17 protein-coding genes are annotated in these 19,538 nt (G+C 62.7%); 7 read left to right on the top strand and 10 right to left on the bottom strand.

The window, feature by feature from the left end:
• Entirely contained in the window at positions 1-1,017 is a 1,017-nt protein-coding gene (locus ACMFWR_RS16290; RefSeq protein WP_413192635.1) for a LysR family transcriptional regulator, read from the bottom strand.
• A 179-nt stretch (positions 1,018-1,196) separates the two neighbouring features.
• On the opposite strand from ACMFWR_RS16290, the gene ilvD reads away from it, so the two are divergent.
• Positions 1,197-2,870 carry a dihydroxy-acid dehydratase gene (gene ilvD / locus ACMFWR_RS16295; protein WP_413192636.1) on the top strand — a complete coding sequence of 558 codons (1,674 nt, stop codon included), beginning with the start codon at positions 1,197-1,199 and terminating at the stop codon, positions 2,868-2,870.
• Between the two features lie 181 nt (positions 2,871-3,051).
• Positions 3,052-3,459: a c-type cytochrome gene (locus ACMFWR_RS16300; protein ID WP_413192637.1), complete on the top strand. Its 408-nt coding sequence runs from the start codon at positions 3,052-3,054 to the stop codon at positions 3,457-3,459.
• 36 nt (positions 3,460-3,495) lie between these two features.
• Here ACMFWR_RS16300 and ACMFWR_RS16305 read toward each other — a convergent pair whose 3' ends face one another.
• The 3 genes from ACMFWR_RS16305 to ACMFWR_RS16315 form a co-directional block, all read right to left on the bottom strand.
• Positions 3,496-5,937, bottom strand: coding sequence for a DUF2486 family protein (locus tag ACMFWR_RS16305; protein ID WP_413192638.1), 2,442 nt, complete (start codon positions 5,935-5,937; stop codon positions 3,496-3,498).
• A 142-nt stretch (positions 5,938-6,079) separates the two neighbouring features.
• Positions 6,080-6,499: a DNA polymerase III subunit chi gene (locus ACMFWR_RS16310; RefSeq protein ID WP_413192639.1), complete on the bottom strand. Its 420-nt coding sequence runs from the start codon at positions 6,497-6,499 to the stop codon at positions 6,080-6,082.
• A 7-nt stretch (positions 6,500-6,506) separates the two neighbouring features.
• Positions 6,507-8,015, bottom strand: coding sequence for a leucyl aminopeptidase (locus ACMFWR_RS16315; protein WP_413192640.1), 1,509 nt, complete (start codon positions 8,013-8,015; stop codon positions 6,507-6,509).
• Between the two features lie 113 nt (positions 8,016-8,128).
• Between ACMFWR_RS16315 and lptF the strand changes: the two genes are divergently transcribed.
• From lptF to ACMFWR_RS16330, 3 genes are read left to right on the top strand one after another with little or no spacing between them, the layout of a single operon-like run.
• The gene (lptF, locus tag ACMFWR_RS16320) at positions 8,129-9,232 is read left to right on the top strand and encodes an LPS export ABC transporter permease LptF (RefSeq protein ID WP_413192641.1); all 1,104 of its coding nucleotides are present in this window, start codon (positions 8,129-8,131) and stop codon (positions 9,230-9,232) included.
• Positions 9,229-10,377: an LPS export ABC transporter permease LptG gene (lptG, locus tag ACMFWR_RS16325; RefSeq protein WP_413192642.1), complete on the top strand. Its 1,149-nt coding sequence runs from the start codon at positions 9,229-9,231 to the stop codon at positions 10,375-10,377. The genes lptF and lptG overlap by 4 nt, the downstream gene beginning before the upstream one ends.
• A 13-nt stretch (positions 10,378-10,390) precedes the next feature.
• Positions 10,391-10,759 carry a sirohydrochlorin chelatase gene (locus ACMFWR_RS16330; protein ID WP_413192643.1) on the top strand — a complete coding sequence of 123 codons (369 nt, stop codon included), beginning with the start codon at positions 10,391-10,393 and terminating at the stop codon, positions 10,757-10,759.
• Positions 10,760-10,800: 41 nt separating this feature from the next.
• On the opposite strand, the gene cobA is transcribed toward ACMFWR_RS16330, so the two are convergent.
• From cobA to ACMFWR_RS16360, 6 genes are all read right to left on the bottom strand, one after another.
• On the bottom strand, positions 10,801-11,595 hold the full coding sequence (cobA, locus tag ACMFWR_RS16335) for a uroporphyrinogen-III C-methyltransferase (protein ID WP_413192644.1): 795 nt from the start codon (positions 11,593-11,595) through the stop codon (positions 10,801-10,803).
• 66 nt (positions 11,596-11,661) lie between these two features.
• Positions 11,662-12,975, bottom strand: a complete 1,314-nt coding sequence (locus ACMFWR_RS16340) for a sulfate adenylyltransferase subunit 1 (RefSeq protein WP_413192645.1) — start codon at positions 12,973-12,975, stop codon at positions 11,662-11,664.
• A 21-nt stretch (positions 12,976-12,996) separates the two neighbouring features.
• Positions 12,997-13,959, bottom strand: coding sequence for a sulfate adenylyltransferase subunit CysD (cysD, locus tag ACMFWR_RS16345; RefSeq protein WP_413192646.1), 963 nt, complete (start codon positions 13,957-13,959; stop codon positions 12,997-12,999).
• Between the two features lie 41 nt (positions 13,960-14,000).
• Entirely contained in the window at positions 14,001-14,768 is a 768-nt protein-coding gene (locus tag ACMFWR_RS16350; protein ID WP_413192647.1) for a phosphoadenylyl-sulfate reductase, read from the bottom strand.
• Positions 14,765-15,298: a DUF934 domain-containing protein gene (locus ACMFWR_RS16355; protein ID WP_413192648.1), complete on the bottom strand. Its 534-nt coding sequence runs from the start codon at positions 15,296-15,298 to the stop codon at positions 14,765-14,767. Before ACMFWR_RS16355 ends, ACMFWR_RS16350 begins: the two co-directional genes overlap by 4 nt.
• Before the next feature lie 150 nt (positions 15,299-15,448).
• A complete protein-coding gene (locus ACMFWR_RS16360) occupies positions 15,449-17,116 on the bottom strand; it encodes a nitrite/sulfite reductase (RefSeq protein ID WP_413192649.1) in 1,668 nt (555 codons plus the stop codon).
• Between the two features lie 252 nt (positions 17,117-17,368).
• On the opposite strand from ACMFWR_RS16360, the gene ACMFWR_RS16365 reads away from it, so the two are divergent.
• Together ACMFWR_RS16365 and ACMFWR_RS16370 are read left to right on the top strand one after the other, a co-directional pair.
• A complete protein-coding gene (locus ACMFWR_RS16365) occupies positions 17,369-18,310 on the top strand; it encodes a CysB family HTH-type transcriptional regulator (protein ID WP_413192650.1) in 942 nt (313 codons plus the stop codon).
• 11 nt (positions 18,311-18,321) lie between these two features.
• Entirely contained in the window at positions 18,322-19,503 is a 1,182-nt protein-coding gene (locus ACMFWR_RS16370) for an ABC transporter substrate-binding protein (RefSeq protein ID WP_413192651.1), read from the top strand.
• Positions 19,504-19,538: the final 35 nt, after the last annotated feature.

A 19,538-nucleotide genomic window follows, 5' to 3' on the forward strand; every position in this document is an offset into this window, starting at 1 on the left:
TCAGGCGTTATCGCGTTCAGAATGGTTGGAATCGGACCCGGTACGCAGAGCCCAGGCCTTGGCCACGTCGACAAACCCTGCAAGCACGGGACTTACGTCATCCGCACGCCAGAGCAGCCCCGTCTCGACGACCGGCTGCGCATCGCGCAGCGGCCGATAGACGACGCCGGTCCGGCGCAGGTTACACAACGAGCGCGGCACGAGTGCGACACCCATGCTCGCCGATACAAGACTCACGATCGTCTGCATCTGGATCGCTTCTTGCCCGATCCGCGGCGTGAGCCCCGCGCGCGCATATGAATCCATAATGATGTCATAAAAGGCTGGCGCCAGACGCCGGGGGAAAATGACCAGCGGAACGTCGGCCAGCGCGGCCAGTGGCACGGCGCCCGCATTGCCCATGTCGCCGTTACCTGCATCGCCTTCCCTGCCCGTGCCTTCCTTGCCTTCCTTGCCTTCCAGTTGACCATCGAGCCATCGCGCGGTTTCGTCCGACATCGCGACAACGAGAGGTTCATGCATGAGCGGCAAGTAATTGAGCCGCCCCGCGTGCCGCGGCGGCACCGGCGGAATGATCAGGCCCGCGTCGATACGACCGGCGACCAACTCTTCGACCTGAATATCGCTCGTCGACTCGACGAGTTGCAGCCGCACGCCGGGAAAGCGCTCGGTAAACGCCCGCATGAGTTGCGGCAACAAGCCATAGTCGGCCGTCGACACAAAGGCGAGCGAAAGCTCGCCGGCCTCGCCGCGGGCCAGCGATTGCGCGCGGGCCGGCAATCCGTCCGCGAGCATCAGCAGGCGTCGTACCTCTGGCAGCAAATCCCGTCCCACCGGGGTCAGTTCGACGCTGCGACGCGTACGCGCGAACAGTGCGACGCCAAGCGCTTCCTCGAGCGCCATGATCTGCTGAGACAGCGGCGGCTGGGTCATCGACAAGCGTGTCGCGGCACGGCCGAAGTGCCGCTCCTCGGCCACCGCGACAAAATAACGAAGCTGACGTAGATCGAATCCCATGCCTGTCTTCTCTGATATGTTTTCCGACTCAATTGACGTTGAATAATATATTTGACACGCATATCGCGAAAGCTCATTCTTCGATCCCACGACCCGCCGTCCCGCCGTCCCGCCGTCCCGTCAGCGAGACACGCACAACACGCGGGCGAGACTCCCCGAGACAAACCTGAGAGGTCCCCATGCCGTTCAATCGCCGCTCGAGCAATATCACCCAAGGCATCGCGCGCTCGCCGAATCGCTCGATGTATTACGCGCTCGGCTACGAGAAAGACGACTTCAGCAATCCGATGATCGGCGTCGCCAACGGTCATTCAACGATTACACCTTGCAATGCCGGCTTGCAGCGCCTGGCCGATGCAGCCGTCGCCGCGATCAAGGCATCGACGGCCAACCCGCAGATCTTCGGCACGCCGACGATTTCCGACGGGATGTCGATGGGCACCGAAGGCATGAAGTTCTCGCTCGTCTCGCGCGAAGTCATCGCCGACTGCATTGAAACGTGCGTTCAAGGCCAATGGATGGACGGCGTCGTCGTGATCGGCGGCTGCGACAAGAACATGCCGGGCGGCATGATCGCCCTCGCGCGTATCAACGTGCCGGGCATCTATGTGTATGGCGGCACGATCAAGCCGGGCAACTGGAAGGGCAAGGACCTCACGATCGTTTCGTCGTTCGAAGCCGTGGGCGAATTCACCGCAGGCCGGATGAGCCAGGAAGACTTCGACGGCGTCGAAAAGAATGCCTGCCCGTCGACCGGTTCGTGCGGCGGGATGTACACCGCGAACACGATGAGCTCGTCGTTCGAGGCGCTCGGCATGTCGCTGATGTATTCGTCGACGATGGCCAACCCCGATGAAGAGAAGGTCGACTCGGCCGCCGAATCGGCACGCGTGCTCGTCGAGGCCGTGAAAAAAGACATCAAGCCGCGCGACATCATCACGAAGAAGTCGATCGAGAACGCCGTCGCACTGATCATGGCCACGGGTGGCTCGACGAACGCTGTGCTGCACTATCTCGCGATCGCACACGCCGCGGAAGTCGAATGGACCATCGACGACTTCGAACGCATGCGCCGCAAGGTGCCGGTCATCTGCGACCTGAAGCCCTCGGGCCAATACGTGGCGACCGATCTGCACAAGGCAGGCGGCATCCCGCAAGTGCTCAAGCTGCTGTTGAACGCAGGCCTGCTGCACGGCGACTGCCTGACGATCACGGGCAAGACGATCGCTGAAGAACTCGCGGACGTGCCTGACACGCCGCGCGCCGATCAGAAGGTGATCTACCCGATCGAGCAAGCGCTGTACAAGGAAGGCCACCTGGCCATCCTCAAGGGCAACCTCGCGACGGATGGCGCCGTTGCAAAGATCACCGGCCTCAAGAATCCGGTCATCACGGGTCCGGCACGTGTGTTCGATGACGAGCAAAGTGCGATGACAGCGATCCTCGCCGACCAGATCAAGGCAGGCGATGTCGTCGTGATGCGTTATCTCGGCCCGCAAGGCGGCCCGGGCATGCCGGAAATGCTCGCACCGACCAGCGCGATCATCGGCAAGGGCCTCGGCGAATCGGTGGGCCTGATCACGGACGGTCGTTTCTCGGGCGGTACATGGGGCATGGTCGTCGGTCACGTCGCACCGGAAGCATTCGTCGGCGGCACGATCGCGCTCGTTCAGGAAGGTGACTCGATCACGATCGACGCGCATCAGCTCAAGCTCGAACTGAACGTCGATGCCGCTGAACTCGAGCGTCGACGCGCTGCGTGGAAGCAACCGGCACCGCGTTACACGCGTGGCGTGCTCGCCAAGTTCGCGGCGCTCGTGAAGCCCGCCGACAAGGGTGCGGTCACCGGCTGATTTCCCGGCCCGATCACCGGCTGAAACAGAAGCCGTCCATGAGTGCTGCTCATGGACGGCTTTTTTGTGCGCCCCCCGATCAACCGCCGAACATACCGTCGGAAAAAACGCGCGCCCTATAATGCGTGTCACGCGCAGCATTCAAGCGCGTTTCCTTCTTGCGCGGAACATCCACTCGACCATGGATATCGTCATTCGCGGAATATTTGGATCGTTGCGCCGGTCACCTGTGTCCGGTGAACGGGGTGCGCTGTTCGGTTTCTCGAGCCCGCCGGCCATCAGCGTGGCCCTCGCGCTGGCGATCAGCTATACGACGCCCGTCTCCGCACAGACGCCCGACGGCGCTGCCCTGTCGCGCAAACTCAATTGCATGAGCTGCCACGCCGTGGACCGTACCCTGCTCGGCCCGTCGCTGGCCGATATCCGCAAGCGTTACGCGAATCAACCGGATGCGCGAGACATGCTTGCGCGCAAGATTCAGACGGGTGGAGCGGGATCGTGGGGCACGATCCCCATGCCCGCCAATACACAGGTCAACGATGAAGAGGCGCACGCGCTCGTCGACTGGATCCTCGATCCGAATCGTTGAGTACAGGCGCCCGCTGATGAGGCGCCTGCCCGGTGCTTACTGAGTCGGATCGCGGCGATCGACCGCTTCCTTAATGGCTTGCTGAACCCACTGGCCGATTTCGCGCTCGAGCGATGCGGCAATCTCACGCGTGATTCGGTGAGCCAGCCACACGGCCTGTTCCTGGCAGCGCTCCTCGATCAGCGAATGCCCTTCGCCGCTCAGGTACTTGAGCGCGCGTTCGCCCACGACCGTTGCAACGCGTTCGAGGTCGGCCGGGGTCGGCGCCGCCGTCGCCGCCGCAAGCGGCTCGGGTTCGGGCAGCGTCAGTTCAGCCGCGACCGGTTCATGACGCGACAGGATCGCGGCGACATGATCCGCTTCTTCATCAGCCATCACGGCGCCATGTGAGGGCTCGGTGTCGTGCGCGACGTCTGCCTGTTCGCTGACGGGTTCGACCGGCTGCGGCTCAGCGGCTTCCGGTTCGACGCGACGAGCAACGGGTTCGGACACCGGTGGTTCAGGCATTGTGAGTTCGGCGGCGACCGGCTCATGCCGCGACAGCATCGCCGCGACATGATCCGCCTCTTCTTCGGCCATCACGGCGCCATGTGCCGGCTCGGCAGTCTGTGCAACGGCTTCGGTTTCAGTTTCAGCGTTCGCCACGCTCGACGCTTCGGCCTCGTCCTGATCGACCCATTTGAGTTGGGCGAATGCAGGCTCGGCTGTCTGCGTCAGGTCGAGCGGACGTACCGCGTGCGCGTCAGGCTCGGCGATCGATTCGTGCGGCAGGGCCTGCGTCGAATCGACGGCCGGGTGCGCGATCGATTCCGCGACCGATTCCGCCACGGGTTCGGCCTTCGCTTCGATCACCGATTCGTGCGCAGCCTCGGGGGCTTCGGACGTCGTGAACGGCGGCTCCGAATAGACCGACTCAAGCTCTTCCGGCTCGACCGGCTCGACCGCCTGAACGTCGGCCGGCAAGTCGCGGGGTTGTCCGAAATCGCGGAGGTCAGGCGTCTGCGGTGTCGCTTCGAGTGTCGGCTCGGACGCCGCAATCAGGCGGTGCGGCTCATGATCGCCAAAGTCGCGCGGATCCAGCTCGGCGGCATTGGCGGCATCAGGGAATTCGAGGGCACTGAGTTCGGGCAGCGTCTCAACAGCGATCGGCTCGAACGGAACGGCGTGCACCGATACGCCAGGACCATCGGTCACCTGAGCCTCTGTCACCTGAGGCACCGGAACCTGCTCCTGCGCGGAACCGAACGGCTGCGGCACATGGGCCATCGGGTAGGTATCGGGCACGTCCGACAAGCCGCTCGCCAGGGGTTCGACGGCCTTCTCGCCCGGGAATGAACAGTAGGCGCGGAACGGTAACTCAGGGTCGAACAGATGGGCATCGACCGGCGACGCCACGGCATGGAGATCCGCCGCAGTGTGTGCCGACGCCGCTAACGCTTCCGCATCGGCGTGCTCTTCGAAGACAGGCTCTTCGTAGAGATGCCCTTCGAAAGCAGGCTCATCGAAAGCGTGGTGTTCGGAAGCATGCTGTTCGAAGACCGGTTCCTCGAACAGCGGCGGCACGCTCAAATCATGCGCTGCAGGGATTTCATGAGGGATTTCCGCGAGCTCAGTCAGAACCGGAATATCCGCCTCATCGCGCGCGGCGTCCGTCAACGTCGGAATATCGTCTTCGTGATGCACGGCTTCGGTCAGAACCGGAATGTCGGCCTCATCGTGCGCCACATCCGTCAACGTCGGAATGTCTTCTTCGTGATGCACGGCTTCCGTCAGCGTCGGAATATCCGCCTCATCGTGCGCCACGTCCGTCAACGTCGGAATATCGTCTTCGCGATGCACGGCTTCCGTCAGAACCGGAATGTCGGCCTCATCGTGCGCCACATCCGTCAACGTCGGAATATCGTCTTCGTGATGCACGGCTTCGGTCAGAACCGGAATATCCGCCTCATCGTGCGCGACATCCATCAACGTCGGAATATCGTCTTCGTGATGCACGGCTTCCGTCAGAACCGGAATATCCGCCTCATCGTGGGCCACATCCATCAGCGTCGGAATGTCGTCTTCGTGATGCACGAATTCCGTCAATGTCGGGATATCGGCTTCATCGTGTGCCGCCGATTCCGCGACAGAATCGGGAAACACGTCGGTCAATAAAGGAATCGATGCGCCCGGTTCGTGGTGAACCGAACTGAGTCCGCCCACCGCATCGTGGTAGGGGAGCACATCTGTCAGCAGGGGAATGGTCAACGCGGCGTCCGCGGGACGCGGCGAAGCCAGCGCGTGTGCCCCTTCGCCTTCAACCAGCACGTCGCTCAGCACGGGCAGCGCACCGAGCCGCTCAGCGTGTGAGTCCAGCTGCAGCGCGTCGGTCCATGCATGGTCGACGGGCCGCCGCGGCACGGCGGGATCCGCCTTGGCGGGGTCGCCTGGCTCGAGGATATCGGCCAAAACGGGAATCGATAGATCGTCGTCTCTCAATTGAGGCACTCCGTCGGGCCCTGGCCCGGCCAGATCCTGAACTTCCCCGGCGTTCACGTTTTAGGCTCCGCGCATGAAACGACCCGGACCCGCCCGTCGAAAGCGTTCAAGCTTCCCCGGTCCGGCCACCCTGATGGTCGATCTATGCGTCCTGTTTATGATTGGCGAGAGGATAACCCCGATCGCGGTAAAAGCGATAGCGCTCGCGCCCGGCCTGTAGTTCGTTCGCGTCAGTCCCGACAATTTCAAGGAGGCGCTCGAAGCTGGCAAAACTTGCCGGCAGCGCCTCGCCGAGATTCAGCAGCACCTGGTGGTGCGGAAGCTTGCCCTCGAGCGTCGACGTCAGCACGACCGGCGTCTGCCCGGCAAGGGCGCTGTCCGCCATGCAATGCGGCACAAACTCGAGGGGCGCAAACGTCCACAGGCGTTCGTCGAACGCCTTGAGCACAGCGGGCTCGGCCAGCACGACGACAGGCTGCCCGGCCAGATAGGCCTTGCGAGCGAGCCGGCATGCGTAGCCGAGCTTGTCGGCGACATTCGTATGAAAGTCGACGCGCGTCACAGCCTGATCATTCCGCGCGATCGATCAGGAACTGCGACAGCAGGGGCACCGGACGGCCGGTCGCACCCTTGGCCGCGCCGCCCTTCCATGCCGTGCCGGCGATGTCGAGGTGAGCCCACGGATACGCTTCGGTGAATCGCGACAGGAAGCATGCCGCAACGACCGCGCCCGCACCCGGCGTGCCGATGTTCGCGATATCCGCGAAATTCGACTTGAGCTGATCCTGATACTCGTCGTCGATCGGCATGCGCCATGCAGCGTCGCCCGACGTCTTCGACGCCGCGAGAAGCTGGTCCGCCAGACCATCGTCCTTCGTGAACAGGCCGCTGTTGTGGTGACCCAGCGCCACCACGCAGGCACCCGTGAGCGTCGCGATATCGATCACCGCCGCCGGCTTGAAACGCTCGACATACGTGAGCGCGTCGCACAGGATCAGGCGGCCTTCAGCATCGGTGTTGAGCACTTCGATCGTCTGACCCGACATGCTCGTCACGATATCGCCCGGCTTCACTGCGTTGCCGCCCGGCATGTTTTCGCACGTCGGGATCACAGCGACGACATTGAGCTTGAGGCCCATTTCGGCCACGGCACGCATCGTGCCCAGCACCGAGCCCGCACCGCACATGTCGTACTTCATTTCGTCCATCGACGCGCCCGGCTTCAGCGAGATACCGCCCGTGTCGAAGGTGATGCCCTTGCCCACGAGCACGACCGGCGCCTGCTTGGCGGCCGCGCCGTGATACTGGAGCACGATGAACTGAGGCGCTTCGGACGAAGCTTTCGCAACCGACAGGAACGAGCCCATCTTGAGCGCTTCGATCTGCTTCTGGCCCAGCACTTCGACCTTGAGCTTGAAGTCTTTTGCAAGCTTGCGCGCCGTATTGCCGAGGTACGTCGGCGTGCAGATATTGGGCGGCAGATTGCCGAGCTCGCGCGTGAGGTCCGCACCATTGGCGATCGCCAGACCTTGCTTGAGCGCGACCTTGGCGCTCTTTTCGTCGAGCGGATCGACGATCAGCGTGACCTTCTTGAGTGCGCGTTCTTCCGGCTCGGGCTTGCTCTTGGTTTCGGTGTAGCGGTAAGCCAGTTCGCGGCCGATCGTGATCGTCACGCGTGCGGCCCAGTCGGCAGTGCGGCCCTTGACGGGCGTCTGCGTAAGCAACCACGTCACATTCGCGGCGCGCGTTTGCGCGAGCGCGCGCCATGCTGCGCGCGTTGCATCGCTGAATGCCTTGACATCGAACTTGTCCTGCTTGCCCAGGCCCACGAGCAGCACACGTGCCGCGCCGATACCCTCGACATCCTGCAGCACGATCGTGCTACCGCTCTTGCCCGTCATATCGCCGCTCTTCACGAGCCGGGCCACACGGCCCTTGCTCAGCGAATCGAGCTGGCGACCTGCTCCCGACAGCGTCTGCCCTTCGAACACACCGACTACGACACAGTCCGATTTGGCAGCCAGCAAGGACGGCGTACCCGCCTTGCTCCAGTCGAAAGCTTTTATGCTAAAGTCCATCGCGCTTGTCCTTGGATATATTCACAGCCCGATACCGCCGTCGGGCAAGCGCCGATTATCCGCTATTTTTATTCCGGCGGTGACTCCCCTCCCGCTGGCAATCATCCCCGGATATGATTTTCGAAAGATCCCTTCAACGAGAACTCGCCTATACCGCGGGCGCCGTGTTTCTCGTTTTGCTGACCATCATGCTGTCGACGATGATGATCCGCATCGTGGGCTTCGCCGCGTCCGGCGAGATCGATCCGCGCGACGTCGTGGTGCTCATCGGCCTGACGATCGTCGGCTATCTCGCCGTGATGCTGGTCGTCACGATGTTCGTCTCGATCCTGTTCGTACTGACCCGCTGGTACCGCGACTCGGAAATGGTCGTGTGGTTTGCATCGGGCGTCAGTCATACGCGGCTCATCAAGCCGGTCGCCAAGTTCGCGACGCCGCTGATCATCCTGATCGCCTTTTTCGCGTTCGTCGGCTGGCCCTGGTCGAATGAGCAAAGCAAGCTCGTGCGGGAACGTTTCGCGCAGCGCGATGAAGTCTCGTTGCTCGCACCGGGCCAGTTCCGCGAGTCGCCGGCCACGCATCGCGTGTTCTTTATTGAAAAGATGTCGCCCGATTCGAAGTACGTGCAAAACGTGTTTGTGACGGGTACGGAAAACGGCAAGATCAATGTGGTCGTGTCGTCGAAGGGCAAAGTCGAAACCGAGAAAAACGGCGACCGTTTCGTCGTGCTCGAAAACGGGCGCCGCTATGACGGCGTGCCGGGCCAGCCCGACTACCGGATCATGGAATTCCAGCGTTACGGTGTGCGCATCGAGAGCCACGACATTATCGACACGCCAGGCCCGCGCGATCTGATGACGCCCACGCTGCTCGCCGACCCGAACAAGGGCAATCTGGGCGAACTCGCCTGGCGTATCGGCCTGCCGCTCGTCGCGATCAACCTGATGCTGCTCGCGATCCCGCTTGCGCACCAGACGCCGCGTCGCAGCCGCACGACCAACCTCGTGATGGCGGTGCTGATCTACCTGACGTATTCGAACTTGCTGAACCTCATGCAATCGTGGATCGAGCAAGGACGTGTTCCGTTTGTCATCGGACTCGTCTCCCTGCACGTGGTGGTGTCGGTCATCGTGATCGTGCTGTTCAAGCTGCGTGAGCGCAATCGTCCCCTCTTTCCGAAACTGCGCACGCTCGTCGCGCCGGGAGGCGGGCAATGAAGGTCTATGAGCGTTATTTCGCGCGTCAGATCTACCTGACCTTCCTGTTCGTGCTGTTTGCGTTTTCGGGCCTGTTCTTTTTCTTCGACCTGATCAGCGAACTCGATTCGGTCGGCAAAGGCACGTATGGCTTCGGCTATGCCGTGTTGCGGGTCGCGTTGCTGACACCGTCACGCTTCTACGAAATCATTCCCGTGGCGGCGCTGATCAGCGCGATCTACGTGTTCGCAACGATGGCGGCGCAATCCGAGTACACGATTTTCCGTGTGTCCGGCCTGTCGACGCGACGCGCGCTCGGATCGCTGATGAAGATCGGCATTCCGCTGCTGGTCATCACCTATCTGATCGGTGAAGTGGTCGGTCCCTACGCCGACCAGTTGTCCGAACGCGTGCGTCTCGAAGCGCTCGGCTCATCGGTCTCATCGACGTTCCGTTCAGGTGTGTGGGTCAAGGACACGCTCACGAACGACGGTGAGGGCCACCCGGTCACGCGCTTCGTCAACGTCGGTGAGCTGCTGCCCGATACGACGATCACGAAGGTCCGCATCTACGAATTCGACTCGGCGCTTCACCTGACCGACGTGCGCACGGCCGAGCGCGGCCGCTTCCAGCCCCCCGATCACTGGGCGCTCGAAGACGTATCGGAAACGAAGATCGATCCCGTCGGCGCGAACACCGGCGCCCACGAGGACACGCTCAACCCCGTCTATCGATCGGTCCTCACGCATGCGCCGCACTACTTGCTGCGCTCCCAGCTGACGCCGAACATCCTGTCGGTGCTGCTCGTGTCGCCCGACCGCATGTCGATCGTCAATCTCTACAAGTACATCCAGCACTTGCAGGAGAACCACCAGGACACGCAGCGCTATGACGTCGCGCTCTGGAACAAGCTGCTCTATCCGTTTGCGATTCTCGTGATGCTGGTGCTGTCGCTGCCCTTCGCGTACCTGCATACGCGCGCCGGCGTGGTCGGTATCAAGGTGTTCGGCGGCATCATGCTCGGCATGAGCTTCCAGCTCGTCAACACGCTGTTCTCGCACGTCGGCACGCTCAATACGTGGCCTGCGGTCACGACCGCGGCGGCGCCGAGTCTGCTCTATCTCGCAGTGGGACTGGCGGGCCTCAAGTGGGTCGACCGGCACTGATGCAGGACGCAGCGTGACGCACGGACTCGTCCTCTTCGGTCATGGCGCGCGCGACGCGCGCTGGAAAGACCCGTTCGATCGCCTCGAAGGGTTGCTTCGCTCGGCGCATCGCGGGCCCGTCTCCCTCGCTTTCCTCGAACTGATGGAGCCCGATCTGCAAACCGCAATCGGCGATCAGGTCGCGCACGGCTGCGAACGTATCACCGTGATTCCGGTGTTCTTCGGACAAGGGGGACATTTGCGCCGCGATCTGCCCGAGATCATCGAGCAGTGCCGGGAGGCGTATCCGGACATCGAGATCCGGTGCTCAGGCGCGGTCGGCGAAGATGAAGGCGTGCTGGCAGCGATCGTGACCTTCTGTCTCGCTCAGGCAGCGCAATAACAAGCAGCGCAATAGGAAGCGCCGCAATAAGTCAGGCTAGCTCAGGCAGCGCGTTGACGTGACGAATCGTCGTTGCCGTCGAGCGACGGCGTGTCCGCACTTGCGTCGCGTTCACCGGACGTCTGCGATGCACGTGCCGCAAATGCCGCACCGATCATGACCAGACTCGGCTGAGCCGGATCGAGCCACACCTGGGCAGCGCCGCCCGCGAGTTCGGACAACGTCAGCGTCAACGTGCGCTCATGCGGCGTGCTGCAGGCCTCGACGAGCGCGACGGGCGTCGACCCCGCACGGCCTGCATCGATAAGTTCCTGTGCGATCGTCGGCGCGCTGTCGCGGCCCATATAGAACACGAGCGAATCGGCGCTCGCGCGCTCGCGGATTTCGTCGCTGTCCGGTGCACGGCTATGCGTGACGAACGCCACGCTGCGTGCCACACCGCGCAGGGTCAGCGAACGCTGGAGCGTTGCCGCACCCGCAAGTGCTGCCGTAATGCCCGGAACGATCTCGTAGTCGATGCCTGCCGCTTCAAGCGCGCGCATCTCTTCATCGGCGCGGCCGAACAGCATCGGATCGCCGCCCTTCAAACGCACGACAACGTCATGCGTCTGCGCCGCATCGACCAATTGCTTGTTGATGAAATGCTGGGCGGTCGAACGCTGCCCGCACCGCTTGCCGACCGCGATCTTCTTCGCGTCCGGGGCGAGTGCAAGCATATCGTCCTCGATCAGGGCGTCGTGCAGCACGACGTCGGCTTGCGCAAGCAAGCGCGCGCCGCGCACCGTAATGAGGTCCGCTGCACCAGGACCTGCCCCGATCAAATAAACCTTACCCATTTTGAAGCCCGATGAATGCGCCATCGACGCTTGAAAAGTGCGTCTTCGAATGATCGCGATAATAGATCAATTCGAAAAGGCACGAATCATGCCCGCCGCCACCGTATGGTGCGTCGCTTCGTCGATCAGCACGAACGCGCCGGTCGCGGGCTGCGTATCGTAGACATCCGCGACGATCGCCTTCTGGAGCGTCAGCGATACCGAGCCGATGTCGTTCATCTTGAGCGCGTGACGATCCAGTGCATGCGACAGCGTATGGACGTCGAGCACCTGACGCACCGCGCCCACGCGTGCGAACACCGTATTGCTCGTTTGCTTGAGCAGGTACTTGCGCTGTGTCGACAGCGGCTCTTCGTCGAACCAGCAGAGATCGGCTTCGAGCTTCTTCGCCGGTGCCGGCACATCGTTCTGCGCGACGAACGTATCGCCACGCGACACGTCGACGTCTTCGGCAAGACGCACCGTCACGGCCTGCCCGGCGAACGCGCGGTCGACCGAGGCGGTACCGCCCGGCACGGGCGCAATGATTTCGGCGACCGTTGCCTCGCGATGCGCTGGCAGCACGACGATCGTGTCGCCGACACTGACCTCACCGCTTTCGACGCGGCCCATATAGCCACGGAAGTCGTCGGACAGATGGCCGTCCTGGCGGGCGACCCACTGCACCGGAAAGCGCAGCGCATGACGCGCGCGGCGCACGGGCAGTGCTTCGAGCAGGGGCAAGAGCGGCTCGCCGGCATACCACGGCATGCTTTCGCTCGGCTGCACCACGTTGTCACCTTTGAGGGCCGACACCGGCACAAAGCGTACGTCTTCCAGTTTCAGTTGTGCGGCAAGCTCGACGTACGCGTCACGGATTTCGTCGAAGCGTTGTTCGCTGTAGTCGACGAGGTCCATCTTGTTGATCGCGACGATCACGTGTTGCAGGCCCAGCAGCTTGACGATCGCGCTATGACGCTTGGTCTGCGCGAGCAGCTGCGTCTTGCCGTCGACCTTCGTCACCCGCGTCGCATCGACGAGAATGATCGCAGCATCCGCCGTGGACGCGCCCGTGACCATATTGCGCGTGTACTGCTCGTGACCCGGCGTGTCGGCGATGATGAACTTGCGGCGCACCGTCTGGAAATAACGATACGCGACGTCGATCGTGATGCCTTGCTCGCGCTCCGCTTCGAGGCCGTCGGTCAGCAGCGACAGGTCGATTTCGTCGCCGATCGTGCGCTTGTTCTTGGCGCGCGACAGTGCCGACAGCTGATCGGACAGCACGGCCTTGCTGTCGTACAGCAAACGTCCGATCAGTGTGCTCTTGCCATCGTCGACGCTACCTGCCGTAATGAAACGCAGCACGCCCAGGTCTTCAGTGTGATTCGTATTGCTCATGTTGACTCGTCCCTGCGCGGCTTAGAAATAGCCTTGCTTCTTGCGTTGTTCCATCGCGGCTTCGGACGCTTGATCGTCCATCCGCGTCGCACCCCGTTCCGTGATCTCGGTCACCGCCGTCTCGGCGATGATCTTGTCGAGATCGTCGGCATCGCTTTCGACCGGGCACGTGCAGCTGATGTCGCCGACGGTCCGGAAACGCACCGTCGCGACTTCGCTCGTTTCGCCTTCGCGCATCGGCGTCAGGTTCGTCACCGGCACAAGCAGGCCATTGCGGCGCACGATCTCGCGCTGGTGCGCATAGTAAATCGGCGGCAGTTCGAGGCGCTCGCGTGCGATGTATTGCCACACGTCGAGTTCGGTCCAGTTCGAAATCGGGAACACGCGCAGATGCTCGCCTTGATGCAGGCGCGCATTGAACAGGCTCCACAGTTCCGGGCGTTGTGCCTTCGGATCCCATTGGCCGAATTCGTCGCGGAACGAAAAGATGCGTTCCTTCGCGCGCGCCTTTTCTTCGTCGCGGCGCGCACCACCGATCATCGCGTCGAAGCCGTGCTCGGCAATCGTCTCGAGCAGGGTCACGGCCTGTGCGGCATTGCGCGAATCCGTTTCCTTGCGCAGACGCACCGTGCCCTTGCGGATCGAGTCTTCGACATGACCGACGACCAGGCGCGCACCGATCTCCGCAGCGCGGCGATCACGGAAATCAATGACTTCCGGATAGTTGTGACCGGTGTCGATATGCACGAGCGGGAACGGCAGCGACGTCTTGCGATCGCGACCGAGACCGAACGCCTTGAGCGCAAGATGCAGCACGACGACCGAATCCTTGCCGCCCGAAAACAGCAGCGCAGGATTGCGGCATTCAGCGACGAGCTCACGCAAGATGTGGATCGACTCTGCCTCGAGCCAGTCGAGGTGATCCATCTTTTGCGCGGCGGCGTGCGTTTCGTTTTTCACAGGTGCGTTGAGCTCAGTGCTCATGGTTCGGTCCTTCCGTTACGTGTGCAGATAAATAGTGCCGATCAAGCCGAAGGCAAGGCCGATGACGGTGCGTCGGCGCCGTCGGCAGGCACGATCGTGATGTGCAGCCCGCATTCCTTCGTATCGCGCGACTCCCACCACCAGCGGCCCGCACGGCTGTCTTCGCCGGGGCGGATCGCGCGCGTGCACGGCTCGCAGCCGATGCTCGGGTAGCCACGTGCGTGCAGCGGGTTCACGGGTACGTCGAAATGCTTGAGGTAGGCCCACACATCGCTCTCCGACCACTCGGCGAGCGGGTTGTACTTCTCGATGCCGCGCGCGTCGTCATGCTCCTGCTCGGAGAGTTCCGTACGCGTCACCGACTGTTCGCGGCGCTGGCCCGTCACCCAGGCTTCGACGCCGGCCAGTGCGCGATTGAGCGGCTCGACCTTGCGGATGCCGCAGCACGACTTGCGCAGATCGACGCTCTCGTAGAACGCATTGAGGCCGTGGTCCTTGACATACGCTTCGACAGCCGCCGGATCCGGATACCACTGCTCGATATCGTAGCCATAGCGCTCGCGCACGCGATCGATCATGCCGAGCGTCTCGGCATGCAGGCGGCCCGTGTTCAACGAAAACACCGTGATGCCGAGCTTGCGCGTGAGGATCACGTGTGTGACCAGCATGTCTTCCGCCGCAAGGCTGCTCGCGAATTTCACACGCGAGTGCTTTGCAGCGATGGCATCGAGGCGGGCTTCAAGCCGCTCGATCTTGCCAAGCAGATCGGCGCTCAACGTGTCGTCGGCGAAGGTACTGACGGTACTCATAGCCGTGCTCCGGTCGCTTCGCGACGACGGAACAGCGGCAGCGTCTGATCCGTGCCCGTCTGGTAATGAATCGTCAGCTCGCCGAATGCGCGCAACGCGTCATGGATGTCCTTGTCCGCGCGCACCGCGAATGCGTCGAAGCCGCAGCGGCTCATGTACAGCAACTGGTCGCGCAGCACGTCGCCGATCGCGCGGATCTCGCCCTTGTAGCCATAGCGCTCGCGCAAGAGGCGGGCGATGCTGTAGCCGCGGCCGTCGCGAAACACCGGGAAATCGATCGCGATCAACGCAATGGCGTCGAGGTCGGCCACGATGTCGGCCGGTTCATCATCCGGCGCGAGCCACACGCCGATTTGCGCGGCGCTGCGCGAGCCCGTCAGCGACTCACGCGACGACTGCCAGTAGCTGAACGGCACGATGATCTTGCCGGCGGGCAACGCGTCGGGCGGCGGCAGACCGCCGTCTTCGGCTGCACGTACGACGAGCCAGTCGTCGTCGACGACGCTACGGTTCTTGATGATCTGTGGCATGGGGATGCGGTCCTGTTCGGCCTGCTCCGGGCAGGCCGTATGTATCTTGTGTTCGACTATCTGTCACGCGCTTGCGACAACCCGCCGACAATCGGTCACGGTCAACAACGGCTGCCTGTTGCCTGGCCGATCGCCGTGGCGGGCGTCTCGTCAGGCGTTCGCCGTGTCCTTCGCGTACACACGCTCCTTGAACGGCGTCATCCCGATACGTTGATACGTATCGATAAAGCGCTCGTCGCCGTCACGGTTCGCGACAAAGGTCTCGATCACGCGCGTGATCACATCAGGCATCTGCTCTGCCTTGAACGACGGGCCGATCACACGCGCGAGCTTCGCGCCTTCGCCTTGCTCGCCGCCGAGCGACACCTGGTACCACTCCTCGCCATCCTTATCGACGCCGAGCACGCCGATATTGCCGACGTGGTGGTGACCGCACGAGTTGATGCAACCCGAGATGTTCAGCGACAGTTCGCCGAGGTCGTACACGTAGTCCAGATCCGAGAACCGCTCCTGAATGCCCATCGCAATCGGAATCGACTTCGCATTGGCAAGCGAGCAGAAGTCGCCACCCGGGCACGCGATGATGTCGGTCAGCAGGCCGATGTTCGGCGTCGCGAAATGATGAGCCTTGGCAAGCTCCCACAGCGTATACAGATCGCGCTTTTTGACATCCGCCAGCACGAGATTCTGTTCGTGCGTGACACGCAGTTCGCCGAAGCTGTACTGGTCGGCCCAGTCGGCCACCGCGAACATCTGCGCCGACGTTGCATCGCCCGGCGCCGTGGTGCCCGACTTCAGCGACAGCGTCACGCTTGCATAGCCCGGCACGCGATGGGGACGCACATTGCGCTCAACCCAGCGGGCGAACTGACGGTTTTCAAGCAGATGCTTTTCGTAGCTCGGGTCGGTGTCGGCCAGCTTTTCGTAGGTCGGCGCCGTGAAGAACGCCGACACGCGCTCGCGCTCTTCCTGCGTGATCGTCGACGGACCATCCTTCAGGTGCGCCCACTCTTCCTCGACTTGCTCCGCGAACTTCTCCGCGCCGAGCGCCTTCACGAGGATCTTGATCCGCGCCTTGTACATATTGTCGCGGCGGCCATACCGGTTGTAGACGCGCAGCACGGCTTCCGCGTAGGTCAGCAGGTGCTGCCACGGCAGGTTTTCCTTGATCACCGAGCCGACGATCGGCGTACGGCCCAGACCGCCACCGGCGACGACGCGCGCGACGACCTCACCCTGCGCATCGCGGCTCAGGTAGACGCCGAGGTCGTGAATCAGCACAGCCGCGCGATCCTGCACCGTGCCCGACACTGCGATCTTGAACTTGCGCGGCAGCCAGGCGAATTCGGGGTGGAACGTCGACCATTGACGAATGATTTCCGCATACGGGCGCGGATCGACGATTTCGTCGGGCGCCACGCCCGCGAACTGATCGGCCGTCGTGTTGCGGATGCAGTTGCCCGATGTCTGGATCGCATGCATCTGCACGTCGGCGAGCTTGCGCAGGATTTCCGGCGTTTTCTCGAGCTCGATCCAGTTGTACTGGATGTTCGTGCGCGTCGAAAAGTGGCCGTAGTCGCGGTCGTAGTCGCGCGCGATCTCACCCAGCGCCCGCAGCTGGTCGCTGCGCAGATTCCCATAGGGGATTGCCACGCGAAGCATGTACGCGTGGCGCTGGTAATAAAGACCGTTCTGCAGACGCAGCGGACGGAATTCCTCTTCCGACAATTCGCCCGACAGGCGGCGGCGGACCTGATCCCGATACTGCTCGACCCGTTCGTCGACGATAGCCTGGTCGAGCCGATCGTATTGATACATGGGGGCAACCTCTGCTGTTGTTTGACCCGGCGCCGCGCAGCCCTCGGGGCCACTCGCAACGCTTCGGATTCGTCTTAATTCCAATCCATCGAACCTTGACCGACCGCGTCCGGCATTCGGGGTTCCGATCGATTGCTCATTTGCAAATGACGAATACTGCTATCGATATTGGAAAAAGTGCGTTGATCGTAATAAACTCGCCTTATATTTCAAACGACTGAATTTTTCTTTTGATATGCGGCGAGGTTATATATGAACTTGCACCAGTTCCGCTTCGTCCGTGAGGCCGTTCGCCAGAATTACAACCTGACAGAGGCTGCAAAGGCGCTCTACACCTCGCAACCCGGCGTTTCGAAGGCGATCATCGAGCTCGAAGAGGAGCTCGGCGTCGAAATCTTCACGCGCCACGGCAAGCGCGTCCGGTCGCTGACCGAACCCGGCCGGATCATTCTGACCTCGGTCGAGAAGATCCTGCAGGAAGTCGAGAGTCTAAAGCGAGTTGGGAAAGATTACGCAGCCCAGGATCAGGGCAATCTGACCATCGCCGCCACGCACACCCAGGCGCGGTACTCGCTGCCATCGGCTGTAGCCGAGTTCAAACGCCGGTTTCCGAAGGTCCGGCTGTCGATTCTGCAGGGCACGCCGACCCAGGTTGCGGACATGGTGCTGCACGACCAGGCCGATATCGCGATCGCGACCGAGGCGCTGTCGGGCTACAAGGACCTTGTCTCGCTGCCGTGCTTCCAATGGCACCACGTCGTCGTCGTGCAGCCCGATCACCCCCTGCTCGACCGCCCTGGCATCACGCTGGACGACCTCGCCCGCTACCCGCTGATCACCTACGATCCGGCCTTCGCGGGGCGCTCGAAGATCAACCAGGCGTTCGCGCTGCGCAACCTGACGCCCGACATCGTGCTCGAGGCGATCGATGCCGACGTCATCAAGACCTACGTCGAGCTTGGCCTGGGCGTCGGCATCATGGCCGATGTCGCGTTCAACGCCGAACGGGACCGTCATTTGCGCGCGATCCCCGTCGGGCACCTGTTCGGCAGCAATGTCACCCGCATCGCCCTGAAGCAAGGGGCGTATCTGCGCGGCTATATCTATACGCTGGTCGAACTCCTCTCGCCGACGCTTACGCGCAGGCTCGTCGAGCAGGCGCTACGCGGCGAACACGAAAACTACGAGCTCTAAACGGAGTACGGATGGCTATCGGAAAGGGAATGAAATGGCTCGGCGCGGCACTTCTGGGCGCGGCGGGTGTGTTGGCAAGTGGCTTTGTTGTTTCCGCACAAGCTCAGGTAGTCACTGTCGGCATTGACCTGTCGACGACCGGCCCGGCCGCGGCCATCGGCCTGTCGAGCCAGAAAGCCATTCAGATGTGGCCGCGCAAACTCGGCGGCTGGGACGCGAAGTACGTGATCCTCGACGACGCGAGCGACCCTGGCAACGCAGTACGCAACATCAAGCGGTTCCTGAGCGAGGACAAGGTTGACGTCATCGTCGGACCGAACGTCACGGCGGCCGCGCTTGCCGTGCTGGACCCCGTCGCGACCGCCGGCACGCCCATGATCACGCTGGTCGGCTCGGGTTCGGTCGTCGAGCCGCAACAGGGTTCGCGGACGTGGGTGTTCAAGATGGCGCAGAACGACAGCGCCATGGCCGACGTCATGACCCGCTATATGAGCAATCACGGCGTCAAGACGGTCGGATTTATCGGCTTCGCCGATGGGTACGGCGACAGCTGGCTCAAGGAATTCAGCAAGTTCGCGGATATCCGCAAGATCCGGATCGTCGACGCCGAGCGCTACAACCGGACTGACACAACCGTCACCGGTCAGGTGCTCAAGGTCATGGCCGGGCATCCGGACGCTGTGCTGATCGCCGGCGCGGGTACGCCGGCCGTGCTGCCGGAACGCGAGCTCAAGGAGCGCCGCTACACCGGACCGATCTACCAGACGCATGGCATCGCGACGCCGGAGTTCCTGAAGCTCGGCGGCAAGGACGTCGAGGGCACGCTGTTCCCGACCCAGCCCGTCGTCGTCGCCGGGACGCTGCCGGCCGATCACCCGGTCAAGAAGGTCGCGAGCACCTTTGTGAACCAGTACGAGACGAGCTACGGCGCGGATTCGGTGACGCAATTCGCCGGCGACGCAGCGGGCGTCTGGCCCATCCTGAACAACGCCGTGCAGCGTGCAGCGAAGATCACGACACCAGGGACCGGAGCGTTCCGCGCGGCGCTGCGCAACGAACTCGAGCAAACGCATGACCTGACCGTGCCGAACGGCATTGTCAATATGAGTGCGCACGACCACGTCGGCCTTGACCAGCGCGCCAGCGTGATGGGCGAGATCAAGGACGGGAAGTTCGTGTATTTGAGCAACTAAGGCCCTCCCCGGCGCAAAGCTTGCTCCGGGCGCGC

This window comes from Pararobbsia alpina (assembly GCF_965118125.1).
In the GTDB taxonomy this organism is placed as follows: domain Bacteria; phylum Pseudomonadota; class Gammaproteobacteria; order Burkholderiales; family Burkholderiaceae; genus Pararobbsia; species Pararobbsia alpina_A.

Excerpts from the sequence above, each read along its gene's own strand:
- ACMFWR_RS16355 (WP_413192648.1), bottom strand. The coding sequence starts at position 15,298 with ATGCCACAGATCATCAAGAACCGTAGCGTCGTCGACGACGACTGGCTC.
- lptF (WP_413192641.1), top strand. The coding sequence starts at position 8,129 with ATGATTTTCGAAAGATCCCTTCAACGAGAACTCGCCTATACCGCGGGC.
- lptG (WP_413192642.1), top strand. The coding sequence starts at position 9,229 with ATGAAGGTCTATGAGCGTTATTTCGCGCGTCAGATCTACCTGACCTTC.
- ACMFWR_RS16350 (WP_413192647.1), bottom strand. The coding sequence starts at position 14,768 with ATGAGTACCGTCAGTACCTTCGCCGACGACACGTTGAGCGCCGATCTG.
- cobA (WP_413192644.1), bottom strand. The coding sequence starts at position 11,595 with ATGGGTAAGGTTTATTTGATCGGGGCAGGTCCTGGTGCAGCGGACCTC.
- ACMFWR_RS16365 (WP_413192650.1), top strand. The coding sequence starts at position 17,369 with ATGAACTTGCACCAGTTCCGCTTCGTCCGTGAGGCCGTTCGCCAGAAT.
- cysD (WP_413192646.1), bottom strand. The coding sequence starts at position 13,959 with ATGAGCACTGAGCTCAACGCACCTGTGAAAAACGAAACGCACGCCGCC.
- ACMFWR_RS16300 (WP_413192637.1), top strand. The coding sequence starts at position 3,052 with ATGGATATCGTCATTCGCGGAATATTTGGATCGTTGCGCCGGTCACCT.
- ACMFWR_RS16340 (WP_413192645.1), bottom strand. The coding sequence starts at position 12,975 with ATGAGCAATACGAATCACACTGAAGACCTGGGCGTGCTGCGTTTCATT.
- ACMFWR_RS16315 (WP_413192640.1), bottom strand. The coding sequence starts at position 8,015 with ATGGACTTTAGCATAAAAGCTTTCGACTGGAGCAAGGCGGGTACGCCG.
- ACMFWR_RS16360 (WP_413192649.1), bottom strand. The coding sequence starts at position 17,116 with ATGTATCAATACGATCGGCTCGACCAGGCTATCGTCGACGAACGGGTC.
- ACMFWR_RS16370 (WP_413192651.1), top strand. The coding sequence starts at position 18,322 with ATGGCTATCGGAAAGGGAATGAAATGGCTCGGCGCGGCACTTCTGGGC.
- ACMFWR_RS16290 (WP_413192635.1), bottom strand. The coding sequence starts at position 1,017 with ATGGGATTCGATCTACGTCAGCTTCGTTATTTTGTCGCGGTGGCCGAG.
- ilvD (WP_413192636.1), top strand. The coding sequence starts at position 1,197 with ATGCCGTTCAATCGCCGCTCGAGCAATATCACCCAAGGCATCGCGCGC.